This window comes from Streptococcus pseudopneumoniae (genome assembly GCF_038148955.1).
GTDB lineage: Bacteria > Bacillota > Bacilli > Lactobacillales > Streptococcaceae > Streptococcus > Streptococcus pseudopneumoniae_T.
In genome coordinates, this window is sequence record NZ_JBBJZY010000011.1 from 52,083 (window position 1) to 70,747 (window position 18,665).

Below are 18,665 nucleotides of genomic sequence, written 5' to 3' on the forward strand. Positions count from 1 at the left end.
AAAATCCTAATCAAGTTTATTAGGACAACAAATATTGTACAAAAATCAATCCCCCGAGCGTTAAGGCTTGGGGGATTTTTCTATAGGAGGGCTAGTTTAGTTCTCTTTTTTGTTTTTTAACAAGAACCCGAGACCTAGAAAGGCTAGGAGACTAATTCCTGCAAACAGGAGTTTGTAATCGTTGAGCTTCCTGTATTTGGCTTAGTTATATCTAGCTATGCAAAGGTTATATAGTAGCAATTTTAGCTAACCCATTCACCGTTTTCATTGACCAAATAGCCTTCGACTCTTGTATTAACTGCAAGTTTACCTGATGAATCAACATAGTACCATTTGCCAGAAACTTCAAACCATTGATTTTCTTTCATAGCTCCTGATGGCTCAAGATAGTACCAAGTATCTCCATCTTTGACCCATCCAGTTGACATAGAGCCGTTACTATTTAGGAAGTACCAAACATTACCATCTTTGACCCATCCAGTTGACATAGAGCCATCATCTTTTAGATAATACCAAGTATCTCCATCTTTTATCCAACCAGTAGCTAGAGAACCGTCTGCTTTATGGAAATACCAGATGCCATTTTCTTGTTTCCAACTAGCTTTAGTTGTCTGATTTGGAGTTTCTGGTCTTTTATTTGTATAAGCTGGAGTGTAGAAAGTTACAATAGTTTGTGTAGACGTAGATGGAAGTGATTGAGTATTATTGTCCTTATGTGTTTTTTCAGCTTGTGAATCAGTTGTAGCTTGGCTAGGTTTATTTTCTGAATCCGCTACTTTTGTATCTGGTTTTGTAGAGTCAGGTGTAGCCTGTGGAGCTGGATCTTGATGTGCAGGGTGAGAAGCCTCATTTTGATGTTCAGGCTTGGAAGGGGTTGAGTCTGGTTTCTCTTCTGCAGTTGACTCATGGCTAGTTCCATTTTGAGAGATTCGAAGAACAGTGGCTGTAAGGGCATTTAATTTCAAGCCTTTTTCAGTCCATTCAAGCCCTTGAGGGTTGGCAATTCCGACTGGCCCTGCTTGGTTTTCATCTGCTAAAATTTCAGCATTTCTGAGGTGGGCAAAGGCAGTTCCCAAATTAAATTCGCGAGCTTTTTCGTCCGCATTGACAAAGACTGCATAGATATCTCCATTTGGAGCAGTGATTTGGTAGCCAATCACCACATCCTCTTTTTCCACACCATTTTGGCCTGGGACAGTGATGAGATGAACACGGTCTTTAATATCTTGGAGACTCTTAAGTCGGAAGGCATCTGTAGATTGACGAAGGGCAATCAACCCTTTCATATAGTTACGGCTCTTGACATTTTCAGGGTAAGCTTTGCCATCTGTAGCCTTAGTCCAGTCGAACTTGTTAACAGCATCGCTAGAGTCGTAAGAGTCATGGATGAAGTAAGGATAGTCAAATGGATTGCCATCCTTATCACGCAACAAGTGAGATTTGTTTGGAACCTTATCCTCTGCTACTGGAGTCTTGTAGGCTGGGTCACGGAATTGTTTGGTACGTCCGTATTCCTGACCAGAGTGGATAAATGGAGTTCCTTGAGCTGTCAAGACCATGAGGTTTCCAAGTCGCAAACGACGGTGGATTTCAGCATAGTTCTCAGCCTTGCTTGGGTCTTTTTTGATAGATTGGGCGATGATGTCAAAGAGGGTCAAGTTATCATGGGCTGCGATATATTGAATCACATCTCCAGGGCTGTCTGCTTCAAAGTTGGTTGGTTGAGCAATGAGATTTTTAAAGATAGTGTTGATATCACGCTTGCCACCTGTGATAAAGGCAGGTTGACCTTCATTTGGATAACCAGACTTGAGGTTGTTACGGATGTCATCTGAGAAGACAGCTACAGTATCGGTATGTTTCATCCAATCTTGGTCAGCAGCTCTAGTAGGCATATTTTCATCACCAGCATAGGTTCTCCAACCTTCACCCAGCATGATGAGGTTTGGATTGAGGGCGCGTGCAGCCTTGTAAGCTTCTTCGATAGAAGCCGCATCATGGTCTCCCATCATATCGAAGCGGAATCCATCCACTTTGTAAGTATCAACCAGATATTTGATAGAGTCAACTAGGAGACGTTTGGTCATATGGTGGGTTGTCCCCAAGCGTCCACCACCAAAGCTAGTTCGAGGTGTTCCATCAGCATCCATAAAGTGGTAGTAGTTTGGCTCTAGGTTTTCAAAGATATCGACTTTGGCTGTGTGGTTATAAACGACATCTAAGATAGCTCCCATGCCACGTTTGTGGATTTCGTTGATGAGGTTTTTAAATTCTGCGATTCGTTTTTCTGGATTCTTAGGATCGCTTGAGTACATACCAGTCAAGGAGAAGTAGTTTTGAGGGTCATATCCCCAGTTGTAGTTACTGTTGCTTGAAGCATAGTCAGACAAGCGTTCATGGTTTTTCAATTCATTGACAAAGTAGTAAGACAAGACTGGAAGGAGCTGGATGTGGGTTACACCCAAGTCTTTGAGGTAGTCTAGTTTTTCGATAAAGGCTTCAAAGGTCCCAAATGGTTTGGTCAAGTCTTTTGCAATGGCAGGATCTGAAGTGAAGTCACGCACATGAGCTTCGTAGATAACGGCATCTTCACGAGTCTTGAAGTTGTGAATCTTACCATAAGTCAAGTCTTGAGGTCCTAGTTTGGCTGGATCTACAAAGGCGGCTTTAGCCACTTTATGGGAAGCGTCTGTTTTTGCAAGATCGCTGTTCCAAGCAGCGAGAGATTTAGCGTAAGGATCGAGTGCAAGAACAGTTTTACCTTGACGCTCGATTTGGTATTGATAATAGTATCCGGTGAAATCTGTGATGCCTAGTTTGTTTGTGCTATCTAGAGTTTGTTTCCAAGTTCCTCTTTCCCCTTTTTCAAGAGCGACAGTTCCAACCACTTTTTCAGGGTCATTCTTGTCGTAGACAACAACAGAAACCTTATCAGCACTTGGTGACCAAAGAGTCAAATCAACCTGTTTTCCTTCTTCTTTGAGGTCAGCTCCAAGCTTGCCATCATAGCTGTAAGTCTCGTCTTTAAGGCGCCAGCTTGTTTTGGTAGTGAATTGGTCGGAATTGTAGCTAACAGTATAGGGATGTTTTGTATCTGAGAAATCTCCGCTGTAAGTCACTTTCTTACCAGCTTCATCGATTGCAACATCGGTGATAGTTACTTTGTTTCCTAGGTGATTAGTGATGTTGGAGTGCTTGAGGATATCCTCTTTTTTAGCACCAACAAGTGTTGAAAAACTACTTTCAATGCTAGAAGTTCCTACGTGTTGGGCTCCTGTCATACGGATATCATGGACATAGTATGGATTTGTGTAAATCGATTCGTCATCGTCTTTTAGAAAAATTTGGCTATGATTTTTCAAATCTGTGAACTTATAATCTTCTTTACGGATTTTCACGTCGTCTCCTTTTTTGCTCTCATCTAGTAACAAAAATCCAAATTCTTTAGCGGCATCCTTAAGAGGAATGTCGATATAGCGACCATATTTGCCTGTAGCCGTAAAGTCTGTTCCGTCAGGCCATTGAGCGCTACTTGGATTTTTTACATCTCCCCAGTACCAAAGAGATTTCTTGTCATAGTTGCCGTCGGTGCGGTAGTAGTTGACGCGAACAGTCCCTGCAGGTTGTGGTTCGTAAGAGAAAACCTTGTAATCTTGGTCTAACCAAGCCTCGTTCATTTTTGGAACTAGTTTTTCTACAGATTTATCGCCGGTTAGATTTTTTCCAGCTGTATTGTTGATGAGGAAGCTAATTTTCTTGGCTTCTTCTCCCTTTAATTTGACATCTAGGTAATAGCCGTAGTCATCTTTTTTGGCATCCTTAAAGGACAAGGCTCCGTTAGGCCAGTTTTCAGAAGGCTTTTCAACATCATCCCAAGTCCAAAGTCCTTGAGCATCCTTGTTTTCTTCAGGAAGTTTTTTGACATGGATACGGAAGTAGTTGTCTTCGATTGGCTCTTCTGCCTTAGTTTCAGTTGTTACTGGACTCGTAGAAGTAGTTGGTTCACTTGAACGATCTTGTCCAGTTTGTGGTGCTGAATCGGCTGGGCTTGCAACAGGAGTGGTTGGCTCTGTTGCAGGTTTTTCTTCTTTTTTCTCTAGGGAAGCGTTTGCATTTACGGGTGAAGAAAAATCGCTTTCGTTCTTGCCAGCGATGTTTGTTGCATCAGTAAGAGGTTGGGCAAGGGCAGTAGTAGTTCCACTATTACTTGCGTTAGTGGTTGTTGTACTTTCGTCGGCTGAGATAGTTGGTGTAGCCATGGCAAGTAGGACAAGGCTTGCGCCGATAAGGACAGAACCAGTTCCATTTTTGAGGGAACGGATGCTGTAGACCATTTTTTTCTCAATTTGAGCTGGTGTTTTTCTCATAATGATTCTCCAATCAATAAATTTCTATATCAGTATAGCATGTAGTAAAACAATATGCAAGCGTTTTCTTTGGTTTGTCAAAGAAATTCTTACTTTTGAGAAGTTTTCCGTACTATTTTATATACCAATTGATGGAGATAAAAATGTCATATAAGCCAAGCCGTATTATTAGGAAGATGATGTGTTCCCAGCTATTTTTATTCAGAAATTGCTCTCTAATATTTCTTTAAAAAGTTCATCTAGCGAAACTATAAATAGGAAGAGAAAAAGCTAGCGCTTCTCAAGTTTTATCTAGTTTCCAAACTATAGTATTTACTGGAAATCTAAAGAAAATATCAGAAAAATTCAGCAAACGTTTTCTTCTTATTTTCTTGACTTTTTTGCTGATTTGTGCTTGACTTTTACTTGAAATTTGATAAACTATAGACAAATAGGAAAACGTATTCATTTAAAAACGGAGGAATAAGGAATGAATCAAGAAAAACGTTTGCATCGCTTTGTCAAAAAGTGTGGACTCGGTGTGTGTAGTGCTGTTGTTGCGGCCTTTTTATTGAACGCTCAGGGAGTAGCTTTGGCTACAGAGCAAGGGAATCGTCCAGTTGAGACAGAAAACATCGCTCGTGGAAAACAAGCTAGTCAAAGTTCTACTGCTTATGGAGGAGCTGCTACACGAGCAGTGGATGGTAATGTTGATAGTGACTATGGGCACCATTCTGTAACGCATACAAACTTTGAAGACAATGCTTGGTGGCAAGTTGATCTTGGAAAAACAGAGAATGTTGGAAAAGTTAAACTTTACAATCGTGGAGATGGGAATGTAGCTAATCGTCTTTCCAATTTTGATGTTGTTTTGTTAAATGAAGCAAAACAAGAAGTTGCTCGTCAACACTTTGATAGTTTGAATGGGAAGGCAGAACTTGAAGTTTTCTTCACAGCCAAAGGCGCTCGTTATGTAAAAGTGGAGTTGAAAACTAAAAATACCCCATTGAGCTTGGCAGAAGTGGAAGTATTCCGTTCAGCAACAACTCAAGTTGGACAGGATAGAACTACACCAGTAGTAGATCAAAAATCAGCATTGAAAGACTACCTTTTTGGCTTAACTTATAATCCTTTGGATATTTTAACTCGCAAGGGAGAAACCTTAGAAAATCGCTACAACACAAGTGCTAAGGAACAAAATGGAGAGTTTGTCGTTGTAGAAAAAATCAAGAAAACCCTCTCTACAGGCACAGCAGATGTTTCCATCAATGGAAATCAAAATGTCTTCCTAGGTGGCTTGTATAAGGCAAACCAAAATCTGCTAGAAAATCAGCCAGAATTGATTAGTCTTGCCCGTGCAAAGGGGACAGTCAGCGTTGATTTACCTGGGATGATTCATTCTGAAAATAAAATCGAAGCAAATCCTACAACTAGTGGTATGCAAGAAGCAATGAATACCTTGGTTGAAAAATGGACAAAGAACTATTCATCTAGCCATTCCGTTCCTGCCCGTGTTCAGTATGAATCAACTACAGCCTATAGCATGAATCAATTGAAAGCAAAATTTGGTGCAGACTTTGAAAAAGCAGGCGCACCGCTCAAGATTGACTTTGAAGCTGTGCAAAAGGGTGAAAAGCAAATTGAAGTTGTAAACTTTAAACAAATCTACTATACAGCGACATTTGATGCACCGACCAATCCAGCGGCTGTATTTGACAAGAGTGTGACACCTGAAGATTTAAAACAAAGAGGCGTTGATTCACAAACTCCACCTGTATATGTATCAAATGTTTCTTACGGACGTCAAATCTATGTTAAGTTTGAGTCAACAAGCAAGTCTACTGAATTAAAAGCAGCTATCAATGCGGTTATCAAAGGCGCAACAATTGCTCCAAATTCTGAATGGAGCCGTCTATTGAAGAATACTTCTGTAACAGCGGTAATTGTAGGAGGTAATGCTAGCGGTGCCGCCAAAGTTGTCACAGGAACAGTCGAAAACTTGAAGGAACTCATCAGAGAAGGAGCTAACTTTAGCGCTCAAAGTCCAGCTGTGCCAATCTCATATAAGACTGCCTTCCTAAAAGATAATGCCCAAGCAACTTTACAAAATAGTACAGACTATATCGAAACGAAGGTTACTTCTTACAAAAATGGCTTCTTGAAACTTCATCATAAGGGTGCTTATGTTGCGCGTTACTACATCTATTGGGATGAAATTACATATGATGAACAAGGAAATCCAGAAATCCGTTCACATCAATGGGAAGATAACGGGAAAAACAGAACTTCAGGCTTCCAAACAGAGATTCAATTTAGAGGAAATGTCCGTAATCTTCGCATCAAGGTTCAAGAAAAGACGGGTCTTGTATGGGAACCATGGCGTACAGTTTACAACCGCACAGACTTACCACTAGTACAACAGCGTACAATTACACATTGGGGAACAACTCTAAACCCTAAAGTTGATGAAAAAATTGTGAATGAGTAACGATTTGATTTACTTGATTCGATAGTAAACAGTGAAGAGGAGAAACTTCGATTTCTCCTCTTTTATGATTGGCTTTTGAGAGAATGAAAAGGGTAACTTCTATAGCAGATTGAAACTAGAATAGTACGTTGTTGCTATTAAAACATTTCTAGAAATTAAGTTGACTTTCCCAATAGATTTGTTCATGTCTTATTTCAATTCAATATAAAACTAACTTCCAGTTTTCCACAACCTAGCTTTTAGTATGAGAAAAAATGCGTTGTTACAGACATAAGGAGCTTTTTGAGAAGTGGGCAATCCGTGCAATCAGATTTGACGGATGTTGGATGCATGATGCGATTGCGCTTAATTTCCTTTGAAATCGTTGACGGGCCTTTTCCCATATTCTCAACGATGGAACGGAAAGTCTCAGACTTAATTCCACCATAAAAATCCGTTTTAGACTAATTTCCACTTCGATCAGACAAGTGGAAGTTACTTTGAGAAGTTAGCAAGAGCTAAAACGGTAACTTCTAAAACTAACTTCCAGTTTCCCACAACCTAACTTTTAGTATGAGAAAAACGCGTGACATCAGTGGAAATTCGTCTTAGACTAACTTCCACTGGTTTTCTTTTTCTTGATATATAAGGGTTCAAAAGAGAAAAGACTCAGAAAAAAGTGCACGACAAATAGCCCTAAAACAGAGTCGTCTTAGAGTAACTTCCAGTTGCTAGCCTTTAGTGTGAGACTTTTCGATGGTGATAAGATGTGTAGTTAGAGAGGGAAATTCCCTTTATTTCAATAAATCAGGTGATAGGTGTGTGTCTTCTGGTTTGACAAATTGGCAACCCAGAAGAGCAGCGATGTCCTCGCCAAAGGTGAAGGTGAAGACGTCGTAAGCAGATTTTCCTTGAAACTCTTCTCGTTTCAAGGAATTGACATGGGAAATGACTAGGTTGACGTCTTTCTGAGTCAGCTGGTCAAAGGAAGTGCCCTTGGGAAGAATGGCTCGCAAAACCGTATGGTTCTTCTCAATCCGCCCCTTCTGGTCAGGGCTGCTAGGTTCGCAGAAGTAGAGGTGAGACTTCCCATCAATGTCTCGCTCAATCTCCTCCACATAGGCGAACTCAGATCCGTTGTCCGTGAGAATGATAGGGAACAGCTGATGGAACGCACACCCTCCGTCCCTGACTCTTTCTTTCAAAGCTGTGAGTTTAGTGGCGACCTCCAGAGCGGTCTTGTTGTCCAAAAGCAAGGCGAAGAGGAAGTTGCAGAAGGAAACGTTGAAGGTGAGTAGCACCTTTCCACCAGGTCTGCCGATGACCGTGTCCATTTCCAACCATTTGAAGAAATCATCTGTTTCTCGTAACTCTTGGAAATCTTGATAAGTCCGCCCAATTTTCAGCTCTTTGGGAATAGCTACTTTTCTGGATTTTCTGCGTTCTTTGAACTTGACCATCCGAGGGAAATCAATGGGCTTGGCTGTCAGATAGCCCATCTTGGCATGCCGATACACCGTAGCTTTCGACACAGGTAGGTTATGTGTCTGAATGATATGGTAGATGCTTTGTTTCTTCTGGATGCCTTGGGTTAAGATCTTGTCCATCTGATAAAAACTTTCCTTGTTTAGGGGAATTCCCTGTCTGGCCTCCCTCAACATAGTCTCGTACTGTTCCTGCGCCTTTTTCGCGTAGTAAAGATAGCGGTTAAACCCACAATCCGTCCTCTTTTTTGGACAGTTGTTACAGACATAAGGAGCTTTTTTGAGAAGAGGGTAATCCGTGCAATCAGATTTGACGGATGTTGGATGCATGATGCGATTGCGCTTGATTTCCTTTGAAATCGTTGACGGATCTTTTCCCATCTTCTCAGCGATGGAACGGAAAGTCTCCTGTTGGCTGATTCCAGTTTGGATGTCAATACGGTCTTCTAGAGTGAGATGTTTTTGTTTTTTCGTCATGAGGTGCCTCCTCACGAAAAGTCTCAGACTTAATTCTAGCATAATTCGTCGTCTGAGACTAACTTCCAGTTTTGGGAGAGAGATGGAAGTTACTTTGAGAAGTTACACAAGAGCTAAAAATAACAATAAAAAAGAAAAATATCTTGACAAGCAAGGGAAAATTTTGTTACAATAATAGACGGTACTTTTTACTTTTGGTCTCTCAAGAGTGTACAGGGACGTGCTGACAAATGTTGCAAAAGTACACACAGATGGTAGCTGTCACCAAGTGTACCATCACCAAAAATAAAAAATTTCACAGGAGAATGTAGATGCCTACAATTAACCAATTGGTTCGCAAACCGCGTAAATCAAAAGTAGAAAAATCTAAATCACCAGCTTTGAACGTTGGTTACAACAGTCATAAAAAAGTTCAAACAAACGTTTCTTCACCACAAAAACGTGGTGTTGCAACTCGTGTTGGAACAATGACACCTAAAAAACCTAACTCAGCCCTTCGTAAATTCGCTCGTGTACGTTTAAGCAACCTTATCGAAGTTACTGCCTACATCCCAGGTATCGGACACAACTTGCAAGAGCACAGCGTGGTGCTTCTTCGTGGTGGACGTGTAAAAGACCTTCCAGGGGTACGTTACCATATCGTCCGTGGTGCACTTGATACTGCAGGTGTTAACGATCGTAAACAAGGCCGTTCTAAATACGGTACTAAACGTCCAAAAGCATAAGGAAAGGGGATAAAGAGAAATGAGTCGTAAAAATAGAGCTCCAAAACGTGATGTATTGCCAGATCCGCTTTACAATTCACAACTAGTTACTCGTCTTATCAACCGCGTTATGCTTGATGGTAAACGTGGTACAGCTGCTTCAATCGTTTACGGTGCTTTTGAGCAAATCAAAGAAGCTACTGGCAACGATGCACTTGAAGTATTTGAAACAGCTATGGAAAACATCATGCCTGTACTTGAAGTACGTGCACGTCGTGTTGGTGGTTCTAACTACCAAGTCCCAGTTGAAGTTCGTCCAGAACGTCGTACAACACTTGGACTTCGTTGGTTGGTAACAATCGCTCGTCTTCGTGGTGAACACACAATGCAAGACCGTCTTGCAAAAGAAATCTTGGATGCTGCTAACAACACTGGTGCAGCAGTTAAGAAACGTGAAGATACTCACCGTATGGCTGAAGCTAACCGTGCATTTGCACACTTCCGTTGGTAAGATTAAGATACTAAGGGCGTTAAAAAAGCGACTGAAAATTAGGAAACTTGACGAAGAATCGAAGATTCTAGGAGAGTTTATCTATTTTCCGAGCTTTTAGCCCGAGTTCAATTGAGCTCGATCAGCTCTTAGCAACAACTCAACTTACCATCTCGTAAGTTGAATCCAACAATAGCATGAAAAGATTGACAACGGGTAGGTCCTGCCTATCCGTTTTTATTAAAATCGTGTTATAATAGAATAGAAATCAAAAATAAATAGGAGAAACAAACCTCATGGCACGCGAATTTTCACTTGAAAAAACTCGTAATATCGGTATCATGGCTCACGTCGATGCCGGTAAAACAACAACTACTGAGCGTATCCTTTACTACACTGGTAAAATCCACAAAATCGGTGAAACTCACGAAGGTGCGTCACAAATGGACTGGATGGAGCAGGAGCAAGAACGTGGTATCACTATCACATCTGCTGCAACAACAGCTCAATGGAACAACCACCGCGTAAACATCATCGACACACCAGGACACGTGGACTTCACAATCGAAGTACAACGTTCTCTTCGTGTATTGGATGGTGCGGTTACCGTTCTTGACTCACAATCAGGTGTTGAGCCTCAAACTGAAACAGTTTGGCGTCAAGCAACTGAGTACGGAGTTCCACGTATTGTATTTGCCAACAAAATGGACAAAATTGGTGCTGACTTCCTTTACTCTGTAAGCACACTTCACGATCGTCTTCAAGCAAATGCACACCCAATCCAATTGCCGATCGGTTCTGAAGATGACTTCCGTGGTATCATCGACTTGATCAAGATGAAAGCTGAAATCTATACTAACGACCTTGGTACAGATATCCTTGAAGAAGATATTCCAGCTGAATACCTTGATCAAGCTCAAGAATATCGTGAAAAATTGGTTGAGGCAGTTGCTGAAACTGACGAAGAATTGATGATGAAATACCTTGAAGGTGAAGAAATCACTAACGAAGAATTGAAAGCTGGTATCCGTAAAGCGACTATCAACGTTGAATTCTTCCCAGTATTGTGTGGTTCTGCCTTCAAAAATAAAGGTGTTCAATTGATGCTTGATGCGGTTATCGACTACCTTCCAAGCCCACTTGACATCCCAGCAATCAAAGGTGTTAACCCAGATACAGATGAAGAAGAAACTCGTCCAGCATCTGACGAAGAGCCATTTGCAGCTCTTGCCTTCAAGATCATGACAGACCCATTCGTAGGTCGTTTGACATTCTTCCGTGTTTACTCAGGTGTTCTTCAATCAGGTTCATACGTATTGAACACTTCTAAAGGTAAACGTGAACGTATCGGACGTATCCTTCAAATGCACGCTAACAGCCGTCAAGAAATCGACACTGTTTACTCAGGTGATATCGCTGCTGCCGTTGGTTTGAAAGATACTACAACTGGTGACTCATTGACAGACGAAAAAGCTAAAATCATCCTTGAGTCAATCAACGTTCCAGAACCAGTTATCCAATTGATGGTTGAGCCAAAATCTAAAGCTGACCAAGACAAGATGGGTATCGCCCTTCAAAAATTGGCTGAAGAAGATCCAACATTCCGCGTTGAAACAAACGTTGAAACTGGTGAAACAGTTATCTCTGGTATGGGTGAACTTCACCTTGACGTCCTTGTTGACCGTATGCGTCGTGAGTTCAAAGTTGAAGCGAACGTAGGTGCTCCTCAAGTATCTTACCGTGAAACATTCCGCGCTTCTACTCAAGCACGTGGATTCTTCAAACGTCAGTCTGGTGGTAAAGGTCAATTCGGTGATGTATGGATTGAATTTACTCCAAATGAAGAAGGTAAAGGATTCGAATTCGAAAACGCAATCGTCGGTGGTGTGGTTCCTCGTGAATTTATCCCAGCGGTTGAAAAAGGTTTGGTAGAATCTATGGCTAACGGTGTTCTTGCAGGTTACCCAATGGTTGACGTTAAAGCTAAGCTTTACGATGGTTCATACCACGATGTCGACTCATCTGAAACTGCCTTCAAGATCGCGGCTTCACTTGCCCTTAAAGAAGCTGCTAAATCAGCACAACCAGCTATCCTTGAGCCAATGATGCTTGTAACAATCACTGTTCCAGAAGAAAACCTTGGTGATGTTATGGGTCACGTAACTGCTCGTCGTGGACGTGTTGATGGTATGGAAGCACACGGTAACAGCCAAATCGTTCGTGCTTACGTTCCACTTGCTGAAATGTTCGGTTACGCAACAGTTCTTCGTTCTGCTTCTCAAGGACGTGGTACATTCATGATGGTATTTGACCACTACGAAGATGTACCTAAGTCAGTACAAGAAGAAATCATTAAGAAAAACAAAGGTGAAGACTAATCAGTCCTCGCTCTAGAAGGAAGTCACTTAGTGGCTTCCTTTTGTCTTTAGAAAATACCTCTAAATATGGTAAAATAGTAGGAGAATAATGTGAGGAAAATGAATGTCAAATAGTTTTGAAATTTTGATGAATCAATTGGGGATACCTGCCGAAATGAGACAGGATCCTGCTTTAGCACAGGCCGATATTGAGCGAGTTGTGGTTCATAAAATTAGTAAGGTATGGGAGTTTCATTTCGTATTTTCTAATATTTTACCGATTGAAATATTTTTAGAATTAAAGAAAGGTTTGAGGGAAGAATTTTCTAAGACAGGCAATAAAGCTGTTTTCGAAATCAAGGCTCGCTCTCAAGAATTTTCAAATCAGCTCTTGCAGTCCTACTATAGGGAGGCTTTCTCTGAAGGCCCATGTGCTAGTCAAGGTTTTAAGTCCCTTTATCAAAATTTGCAAGTTCGTGCGGAGGGCAATCAGCTATTTATTGAAGGATCTGAGGCGATTGATAAGGAACATTTTAAGAAAAATCACCTTCCTAATTTAGCTAAACAACTTGAAAAATTTGGCTTTCCAACTTTTAATTGTCAAGTAGAGAAAAATGATGTGCTGACCCAAGAGCAGGAAGAGGCCTTTCATGCTGAAAATGAGCAGATTGTTCAAGCTGCCAATGAGGAAGCGCTCCGTGCTATGGAGCAACTGGAACAGATGGCACCTCCTCCAGTGGAAGAGAAATCAGCCTTTGATTTTCAAGCCAAAAAAGCTGCAGCTAAACCCAAGCTGGACAAGGCGGAGATTACTCCTATGATCGAAGTGACGACTGAGGAAAATCGTTTGGTCTTTGAAGGGGTTGTTTTTGATGTGGAGCAAAAAGTGACCAGAACAGGGCGTGTTTTGATCAACTTTAAAATGACGGACTACACTTCAAGTTTTTCTATGCAAAAGTGGGTTAAAAATGAGGAAGAGGCTCAGAAATTTGACCTCATCAAGAAAAATTCTTGGCTCCGAGTCCGTGGGAATGTGGAGATGAATAATTTCACACGTGATTTAACTATGAACGTGCAGGATGTGCAGGAAGTTGTTCACTATGAGCGGAAGGATTTGATGCCAGAAGGTGAGCGTCGGGTGGAATTTCATGCTCATACTAATATGTCGACCATGGATGCTCTACCAGAGGTAGAAGAAATCGTTGCAACAGCTGCTAAGTGGGGACACAAGGCGGTTGCCATCACGGACCATGGGAATGTTCAATCCTTCCCACATGGCTATAAGGCGGCTAAGAAAGCGGGAATCCAGCTGATTTATGGAATGGAAGCCAATATCGTGGAGGACCGTGTCCCTATCGTCTATAACGAAGTGGAGATGGACTTGTCGGAAGCAATCTACGTGGTCTTTGACGTGGAAACGACGGGACTTTCAGCTATCTATAATGATTTGATTCAGGTTGCGGCCTCTAAGATGTACAAGGGGAATGTCATTGCTGAATTTGATGAATTTATCAATCCTGGACATCCCTTGTCAGCTTTTACTACTGAGTTGACTGGAATTACAGATGATCATGTCAAAAATGCCAAACCACTGGAACAAGTTCTGCAAGAATTCCAAGAATTTTGCCAGGGTACTGTCCTAGTCGCCCACAATGCGACCTTTGACGTTGGCTTTATGAATGCTAATTATGAGCGTCATGGTCTGCCTAAGATTAGTCAGCCAGTTATTGATACGCTGGAGTTTGCTAGAAACCTCTATCCTGAGTATAAACGCCATGGTTTGGGGCCTTTGACCAAGCGTTTTGGTGTGGCTTTGGAACATCACCACATGGCCAATTATGATGCGGAAGCGACTGGTCGTCTGCTCTTTATCTTTATCAAAGAAGTGGCAGAAAAACATGGGGTGACCGATCTAGCTAGACTCAACATTGATTTGATTAGTTCAGATTCTTATAAAAAAGCTCGGATCAAGCATGCGACCATTTATGTCAAGAATCAGGTAGGTCTAAAAAATATCTTTAAGCTGGTTTCCTTGTCTAATACTAAGTACTTTGAAGGGGTGCCACGGATTCCGAGAACGGTTTTAGATGCCCATCGGGAAGGTCTGATTTTAGGTTCAGCTTGTGCAGAAGGTGAAGTTTTTGATGCAGTCGTTTCCCAAGGTGTAGATGCGGCGGTTGAGGTGGCCAAGTATTATGACTTTATCGAGGTCATGCCACCAGCTATCTATGCTCCCTTGATTGCTAAAGAGCAGGTTAAGGATATGGAGGAACTCCAGACCATTATCAAAAGTTTGATAGAAGTGGGAGACCGTCTTGGCAAGCCCGTTTTGGCTACGGGAAATGTTCACTATATCGAACCAGAAGAGGAGATTTACCGTGAAATTATCGTCCGTAGTTTGGGACAGGGGGCTATGATTAACCGAACGATTGGTCATGGTGAACATGCCCAACCAGCTCCTCTTCCCAAGGCTCATTTTCGAACGACCAATGAGATGTTGGATGAATTTGCCTTCTTGGGAGAGGATTTAGCTCGTAAACTGGTTATTGAAAATCCCAATGCCTTGGCAGAAACCTTTGAGCCTGTTGAGGTTGTAAAAGGTGACTTGTACACACCTTTCATTGATAAGGCTGAGGAAACAGTTGCCGAGTTGACCTATAAGAAAGCTTTTGAGATTTATGGAAATCCGCTGCCAGATATTGTTGATTTGCGAATTGAAAAGGAATTAACTTCTATTCTGGGGAATGGCTTTGCCGTGATTTATCTGGCATCGCAGATGCTGGTGCAACGTTCCAATGAACGGGGCTATTTGGTTGGTTCTCGTGGGTCTGTCGGTTCTAGTTTTGTTGCGACCATGATTGGGATTACAGAGGTTAATCCTCTCTCTCCACACTATGTCTGTGGTCAGTGTCAGTACAGTGAGTTCATAACTGATGGTTCTTACGGTTCAGGTTTTGATATGCCCAATAAGGACTGTCCTAAATGTGGTCATAAACTCAGCAAAAATGGGCAGGATATTCCGTTTGAGACTTTCCTTGGTTTTGATGGGGATAAGGTTCCCGATATTGACTTGAATTTCTCGGGAGAAGACCAGCCTAGCGCCCACTTGGATGTGCGTGATATCTTTGGTGAGGAATATGCCTTCCGTGCAGGAACAGTTGGTACGGTGGCTGCTAAGACTGCCTATGGCTTTGTCAAGGGCTATGAGAGAGATTATGGAAAGTTTTATCGTGATGCAGAGGTGGAACGCCTCGCTCAAGGTGCAGCTGGTGTCAAGCGGACAACAGGTCAACACCCGGGGGGAATCGTTGTTATTCCTAACTACATGGATGTCTACGACTTTACGCCTGTCCAGTATCCAGCAGATGACGTGACGGCTGAATGGCAAACGACCCACTTTAACTTCCACGATATCGATGAGAACGTCCTCAAACTCGATGTACTGGGGCATGATGATCCGACTATGATTCGAAAACTCCAGGACTTGTCTGGGATTGATCCTAATGAAATCCCTATGGATGACGAAGGCGTGATGGCCCTCTTTTCAGGGACCGATGTGCTAGGGGTAACACCTGAGCAAATCGGAACGCCGACGGGTATGCTGGGGATTCCAGAGTTTGGGACCAACTTTGTACGTGGAATGGTAGACGAGACCCATCCGACAACTTTTGCAGAATTGCTTCAGTTGTCAGGGTTGTCCCACGGTACCGACGTTTGGCTGGGCAATGCTCAAGATCTGATTAAGCAAGGAATAGCAGACCTATCGACTGTTATCGGTTGTCGGGACGATATCATGGTTTACCTCATGCATGCTGGTCTAGAACCTAAGATGGCCTTTACCATTATGGAACGGGTACGTAAGGGCTTGTGGCTCAAGATTTCCGAAGAGGAGCGAAATGGCTACATCGAAGCGATGAAGGCTAATAAGGTGCCAGAGTGGTATATCGAGTCCTGTGGGAAAATTAAGTACATGTTCCCTAAAGCCCATGCGGCAGCCTACGTTATGATGGCCTTGCGTGTAGCTTACTTCAAGGTTCACCATCCCATTTATTACTACTGTGCTTACTTCTCAATCCGCGCCAAGGCTTTTGATATCAAGACCATGGGAGCAGGCTTGGATGCTATCAAGCGTAGAATGGAAGAAATCGCTGAAAAACGGAAGAACAATGAAGCTTCTAATGTGGAAATTGACCTCTATACAACTCTTGAGATTGTCAATGAAATGTGGGAACGTGGTTTTAAGTTTGGCAAACTCGATCTCTATCGTAGTCAGGCAACAGAGTTCCTCATTGATGGGGATACCCTCATTCCGCCATTTGTAGCAATGGATGGTCTGGGAGAGAACGTTGCCAAGCAGTTGGTGCGAGCGCGTGAAGAGGGAGAATTCCTCTCCAAAACAGAACTACGCAAACGCGGTGGTCTCTCATCGACCTTGGTTGAAAAGATGGATGAAATGGGGATTCTCGGCAATATGCCAGAGGATAACCAGTTGAGTTTGTTTGATGAGTTGTTTTAAGAATTAGAACGGAGAACATTTTTATGAAACTAAGAATTTTCGCAGAAGATAAACCTGCTGAGAAGATGTTTGAATATCAATTAGAACTTGCTGATCAGACAATTCTTCTATCAACAGCGCTCTTGTCAGGCGCTATTGCTTTGGCAGGATTATTTTCTGCTTTGAAAGAAAAATAAAAATAGAAAAGGAAGAATAGAATGGTTTTACCAAATTTTAAAGAAAATCTAGAAAAATATGCGAAATTGTTGGTTTCGAATGGAATTAACGTGCAGCCCGGTCACACTTTGGCTCTTTCTATCGATGTGGAGCAACGCGAGTTGGCGCATTTGATCGTGAAAGAAGCTTATGCTTTGGGGGCACATGAGGTTATCGTTCAGTGGACAGATGATGTCATCAACCGTGAGAAATTTCTCCACGCACCGATGGAGCGTTTGGACAATGTGCCAGAATACAAGATTGCTGAGATGAACTATCTCTTGGAGAACAAGGCTAGCCGTCTTGGAGTTCGTTCATCTGATCCAGGTGCCTTGAACGGTGTGGATGCTGACAAGTTGTCAGCTTCTGCTAAAGCTATGGGACTCGCCATGAAGCCTATGCGTATCGCAACTCAATCCAATAAGGTTAGCTGGACGGTGGCAGCTGCTGCTGGACTTGAGTGGGCTAAGAAAGTCTTTCCAAATGCTACAAGCGATGAAGAAGCAGTTGATCTCCTTTGGGACCAAATCTTCAAAACTTGCCGTGTCTACGAAGAAGATCCTGTTAAGGCCTGGGAAGAACACGCTGCTATCCTCAAGAGCAAGGCAGATATGCTTAATAAAGAGCAATTTTCAGCCCTTCACTACACATCGCCAGGGACAGATTTAACCCTTGGTTTGCCGAAGAACCACGTTTGGGAATCAGCTGGTGCTATCAATGCACAGGGCGAAGGATTCTTGCCAAATATGCCGACAGAAGAGGTCTTCACAGCGCCTGACTTCCGTCGTGCAGATGGTTATGTCACTTCTACAAAACCACTTAGCTATAACGGAAATATCATCGAAGGCATTAAAGTAACCTTTAAAGACGGCCAAATCGTAGACATTACTGCTGAGAAGGGTGATCAAGTCATGAAAGACCTTGTCTTTGAAAATGCGGGTGCGCGTGCCTTGGGTGAATGTGCCTTGGTACCAGATCCAAGTCCAATTTCTCAGTCAGGCATTACCTTCTTCAACACCCTTTTCGATGAAAATGCTTCAAACCACTTGGCTATCGGTGCAGCCTATGCGACTAGCGTCGTTGGTGGCGCAGAGATGAGCGAAGAAGAGCTTGAAGCTGCAGGACTTAACCGTTCAGATGTTCATGTGGACTTTATGATTGGTTCTAATCAGATGGATATCGATGGTATCCGTGAGGATGGGACACGTGTACCACTCTTCCGTAACGGAGATTGGGCAAATTAAGGAGCCAAGATGATAGGAAGTATGTTTGTTGGTCTCCTAGTGGGACTCTTGGCAGGTGCTTTGACCAATCGTGGAGAACGCATGGGTTGCTTTGGGAAAATGTTTCTCGGTTGGATTGGTGCCTTTCTAGGTCACTTGCTTTTTGGAACTTGGGGGCCAGTTTTATCAGGAACAGCCATTATCCCAGCGATTTTAGGTGCCATGATTGTCTTAGCGATTTTCTGGAGACGAGGAAGTTAATTTCCTAAATCTGATACTCAATGAAAATCAAAGAGTAAACTAGGAAACTAGCCACAGGCTGCTCAAACCACTGCTTTGCGGTTGCAGATAGAACTGACGAAGTCAGCTCAAAACATGGTTTTGAGGCTGTAGATGAAACTGACGA

General features: G+C 42.4%; 10 protein-coding genes and 2 pseudogenes. 8 read left to right on the forward strand and 4 right to left on the reverse strand.

The genetic code is table 11. The features are described from left to right. Positions 1-96 precede the first annotated feature (96 nt). Together WKI23_RS09415 and WKI23_RS05460 are read right to left on the reverse strand one after the other, a co-directional pair. Positions 97-200, reverse strand: a pseudogene (locus WKI23_RS09415) (LPXTG cell wall anchor domain-containing protein); the annotation flags it as partial. A gap of 42 nt (positions 201-242) precedes the next feature. Next, complete coding sequence (locus tag WKI23_RS05460) at positions 243-4,367, reverse strand: pullulanase (protein ID WP_368079201.1); 4,125 nt, start codon at positions 4,365-4,367, stop codon at positions 243-245. Positions 4,368-4,836: 469 nt separating this feature from the next. Between WKI23_RS05460 and WKI23_RS05465 the strand changes: the two genes are divergently transcribed. Beyond that, a complete protein-coding gene (locus WKI23_RS05465) occupies positions 4,837-6,834 on the forward strand; it encodes a thiol-activated cytolysin family protein (protein WP_368079202.1) in 1,998 nt (665 codons plus the stop codon). Between the two features lie 258 nt (positions 6,835-7,092). Here WKI23_RS05465 and WKI23_RS05470 read toward each other — a convergent pair. Beyond that, positions 7,093-7,253: pseudogene (locus WKI23_RS05470) on the reverse strand (helix-turn-helix domain-containing protein); the annotation flags it as partial. Between the two features lie 354 nt (positions 7,254-7,607). Then, positions 7,608-8,774 (reverse strand): IS30 family transposase, encoded by a 1,167-nt coding sequence (locus WKI23_RS05475; protein WP_368079203.1) that lies wholly within the window; start codon positions 8,772-8,774, stop codon positions 7,608-7,610. A 311-nt stretch (positions 8,775-9,085) separates the two neighbouring features. On the opposite strand from WKI23_RS05475, the gene rpsL reads away from it, so the two are divergent. The 7 genes from rpsL to WKI23_RS05510 all read left to right on the forward strand — a co-directional run bounded on the left by rpsL (position 9,086) and on the right by WKI23_RS05510 (position 18,520). Then, positions 9,086-9,499, forward strand: coding sequence for a 30S ribosomal protein S12 (gene rpsL / locus WKI23_RS05480; protein ID WP_001142332.1), 414 nt, complete (start codon positions 9,086-9,088; stop codon positions 9,497-9,499). A gap of 19 nt (positions 9,500-9,518) precedes the next feature. Next, a complete protein-coding gene (gene rpsG, locus WKI23_RS05485) occupies positions 9,519-9,989 on the forward strand; it encodes a 30S ribosomal protein S7 (RefSeq protein ID WP_000087873.1) in 471 nt (156 codons plus the stop codon). Between the two features lie 275 nt (positions 9,990-10,264). Next, the gene (gene fusA, locus WKI23_RS05490) at positions 10,265-12,346 is read left to right on the forward strand and encodes an elongation factor G (protein ID WP_261059774.1); all 2,082 of its coding nucleotides are present in this window, start codon (positions 10,265-10,267) and stop codon (positions 12,344-12,346) included. Positions 12,347-12,449: 103 nt separating this feature from the next. Next, positions 12,450-16,841, forward strand: a complete 4,392-nt coding sequence (locus WKI23_RS05495; RefSeq protein WP_368079204.1) for a PolC-type DNA polymerase III — start codon at positions 12,450-12,452, stop codon at positions 16,839-16,841. Between the two features lie 23 nt (positions 16,842-16,864). Then, the gene (locus WKI23_RS05500) at positions 16,865-17,017 is read left to right on the forward strand and encodes a hypothetical protein (RefSeq protein WP_368079205.1); all 153 of its coding nucleotides are present in this window, start codon (positions 16,865-16,867) and stop codon (positions 17,015-17,017) included. Between the two features lie 21 nt (positions 17,018-17,038). After that, positions 17,039-18,280, forward strand: coding sequence for an aminopeptidase (locus WKI23_RS05505; RefSeq protein ID WP_368079206.1), 1,242 nt, complete (start codon positions 17,039-17,041; stop codon positions 18,278-18,280). A gap of 9 nt (positions 18,281-18,289) precedes the next feature. Beyond that, entirely contained in the window at positions 18,290-18,520 is a 231-nt protein-coding gene (locus tag WKI23_RS05510) for a GlsB/YeaQ/YmgE family stress response membrane protein (RefSeq protein ID WP_004249332.1), read from the forward strand. Positions 18,521-18,665 lie beyond the last annotated feature (145 nt).

Excerpts from the sequence above, each read along its gene's own strand:
- WKI23_RS05505 (WP_368079206.1), top strand. The coding sequence starts at position 17,039 with ATGGTTTTACCAAATTTTAAAGAAAATCTAGAAAAATATGCGAAATTG.
- rpsL (WP_001142332.1), top strand. The coding sequence starts at position 9,086 with ATGCCTACAATTAACCAATTGGTTCGCAAACCGCGTAAATCAAAAGTA.
- rpsG (WP_000087873.1), top strand. The coding sequence starts at position 9,519 with ATGAGTCGTAAAAATAGAGCTCCAAAACGTGATGTATTGCCAGATCCG.
- WKI23_RS05465 (WP_368079202.1), top strand. The coding sequence starts at position 4,837 with ATGAATCAAGAAAAACGTTTGCATCGCTTTGTCAAAAAGTGTGGACTC.
- WKI23_RS05475 (WP_368079203.1), bottom strand. The coding sequence starts at position 8,774 with ATGACGAAAAAACAAAAACATCTCACTCTAGAAGACCGTATTGACATC.
- fusA (WP_261059774.1), top strand. The coding sequence starts at position 10,265 with ATGGCACGCGAATTTTCACTTGAAAAAACTCGTAATATCGGTATCATG.
- WKI23_RS05510 (WP_004249332.1), top strand. The coding sequence starts at position 18,290 with ATGATAGGAAGTATGTTTGTTGGTCTCCTAGTGGGACTCTTGGCAGGT.
- WKI23_RS05500 (WP_368079205.1), top strand. The coding sequence starts at position 16,865 with ATGAAACTAAGAATTTTCGCAGAAGATAAACCTGCTGAGAAGATGTTT.
- WKI23_RS05460 (WP_368079201.1), bottom strand. The coding sequence starts at position 4,367 with ATGAGAAAAACACCAGCTCAAATTGAGAAAAAAATGGTCTACAGCATC.
- WKI23_RS05495 (WP_368079204.1), top strand. The coding sequence starts at position 12,450 with ATGTCAAATAGTTTTGAAATTTTGATGAATCAATTGGGGATACCTGCC.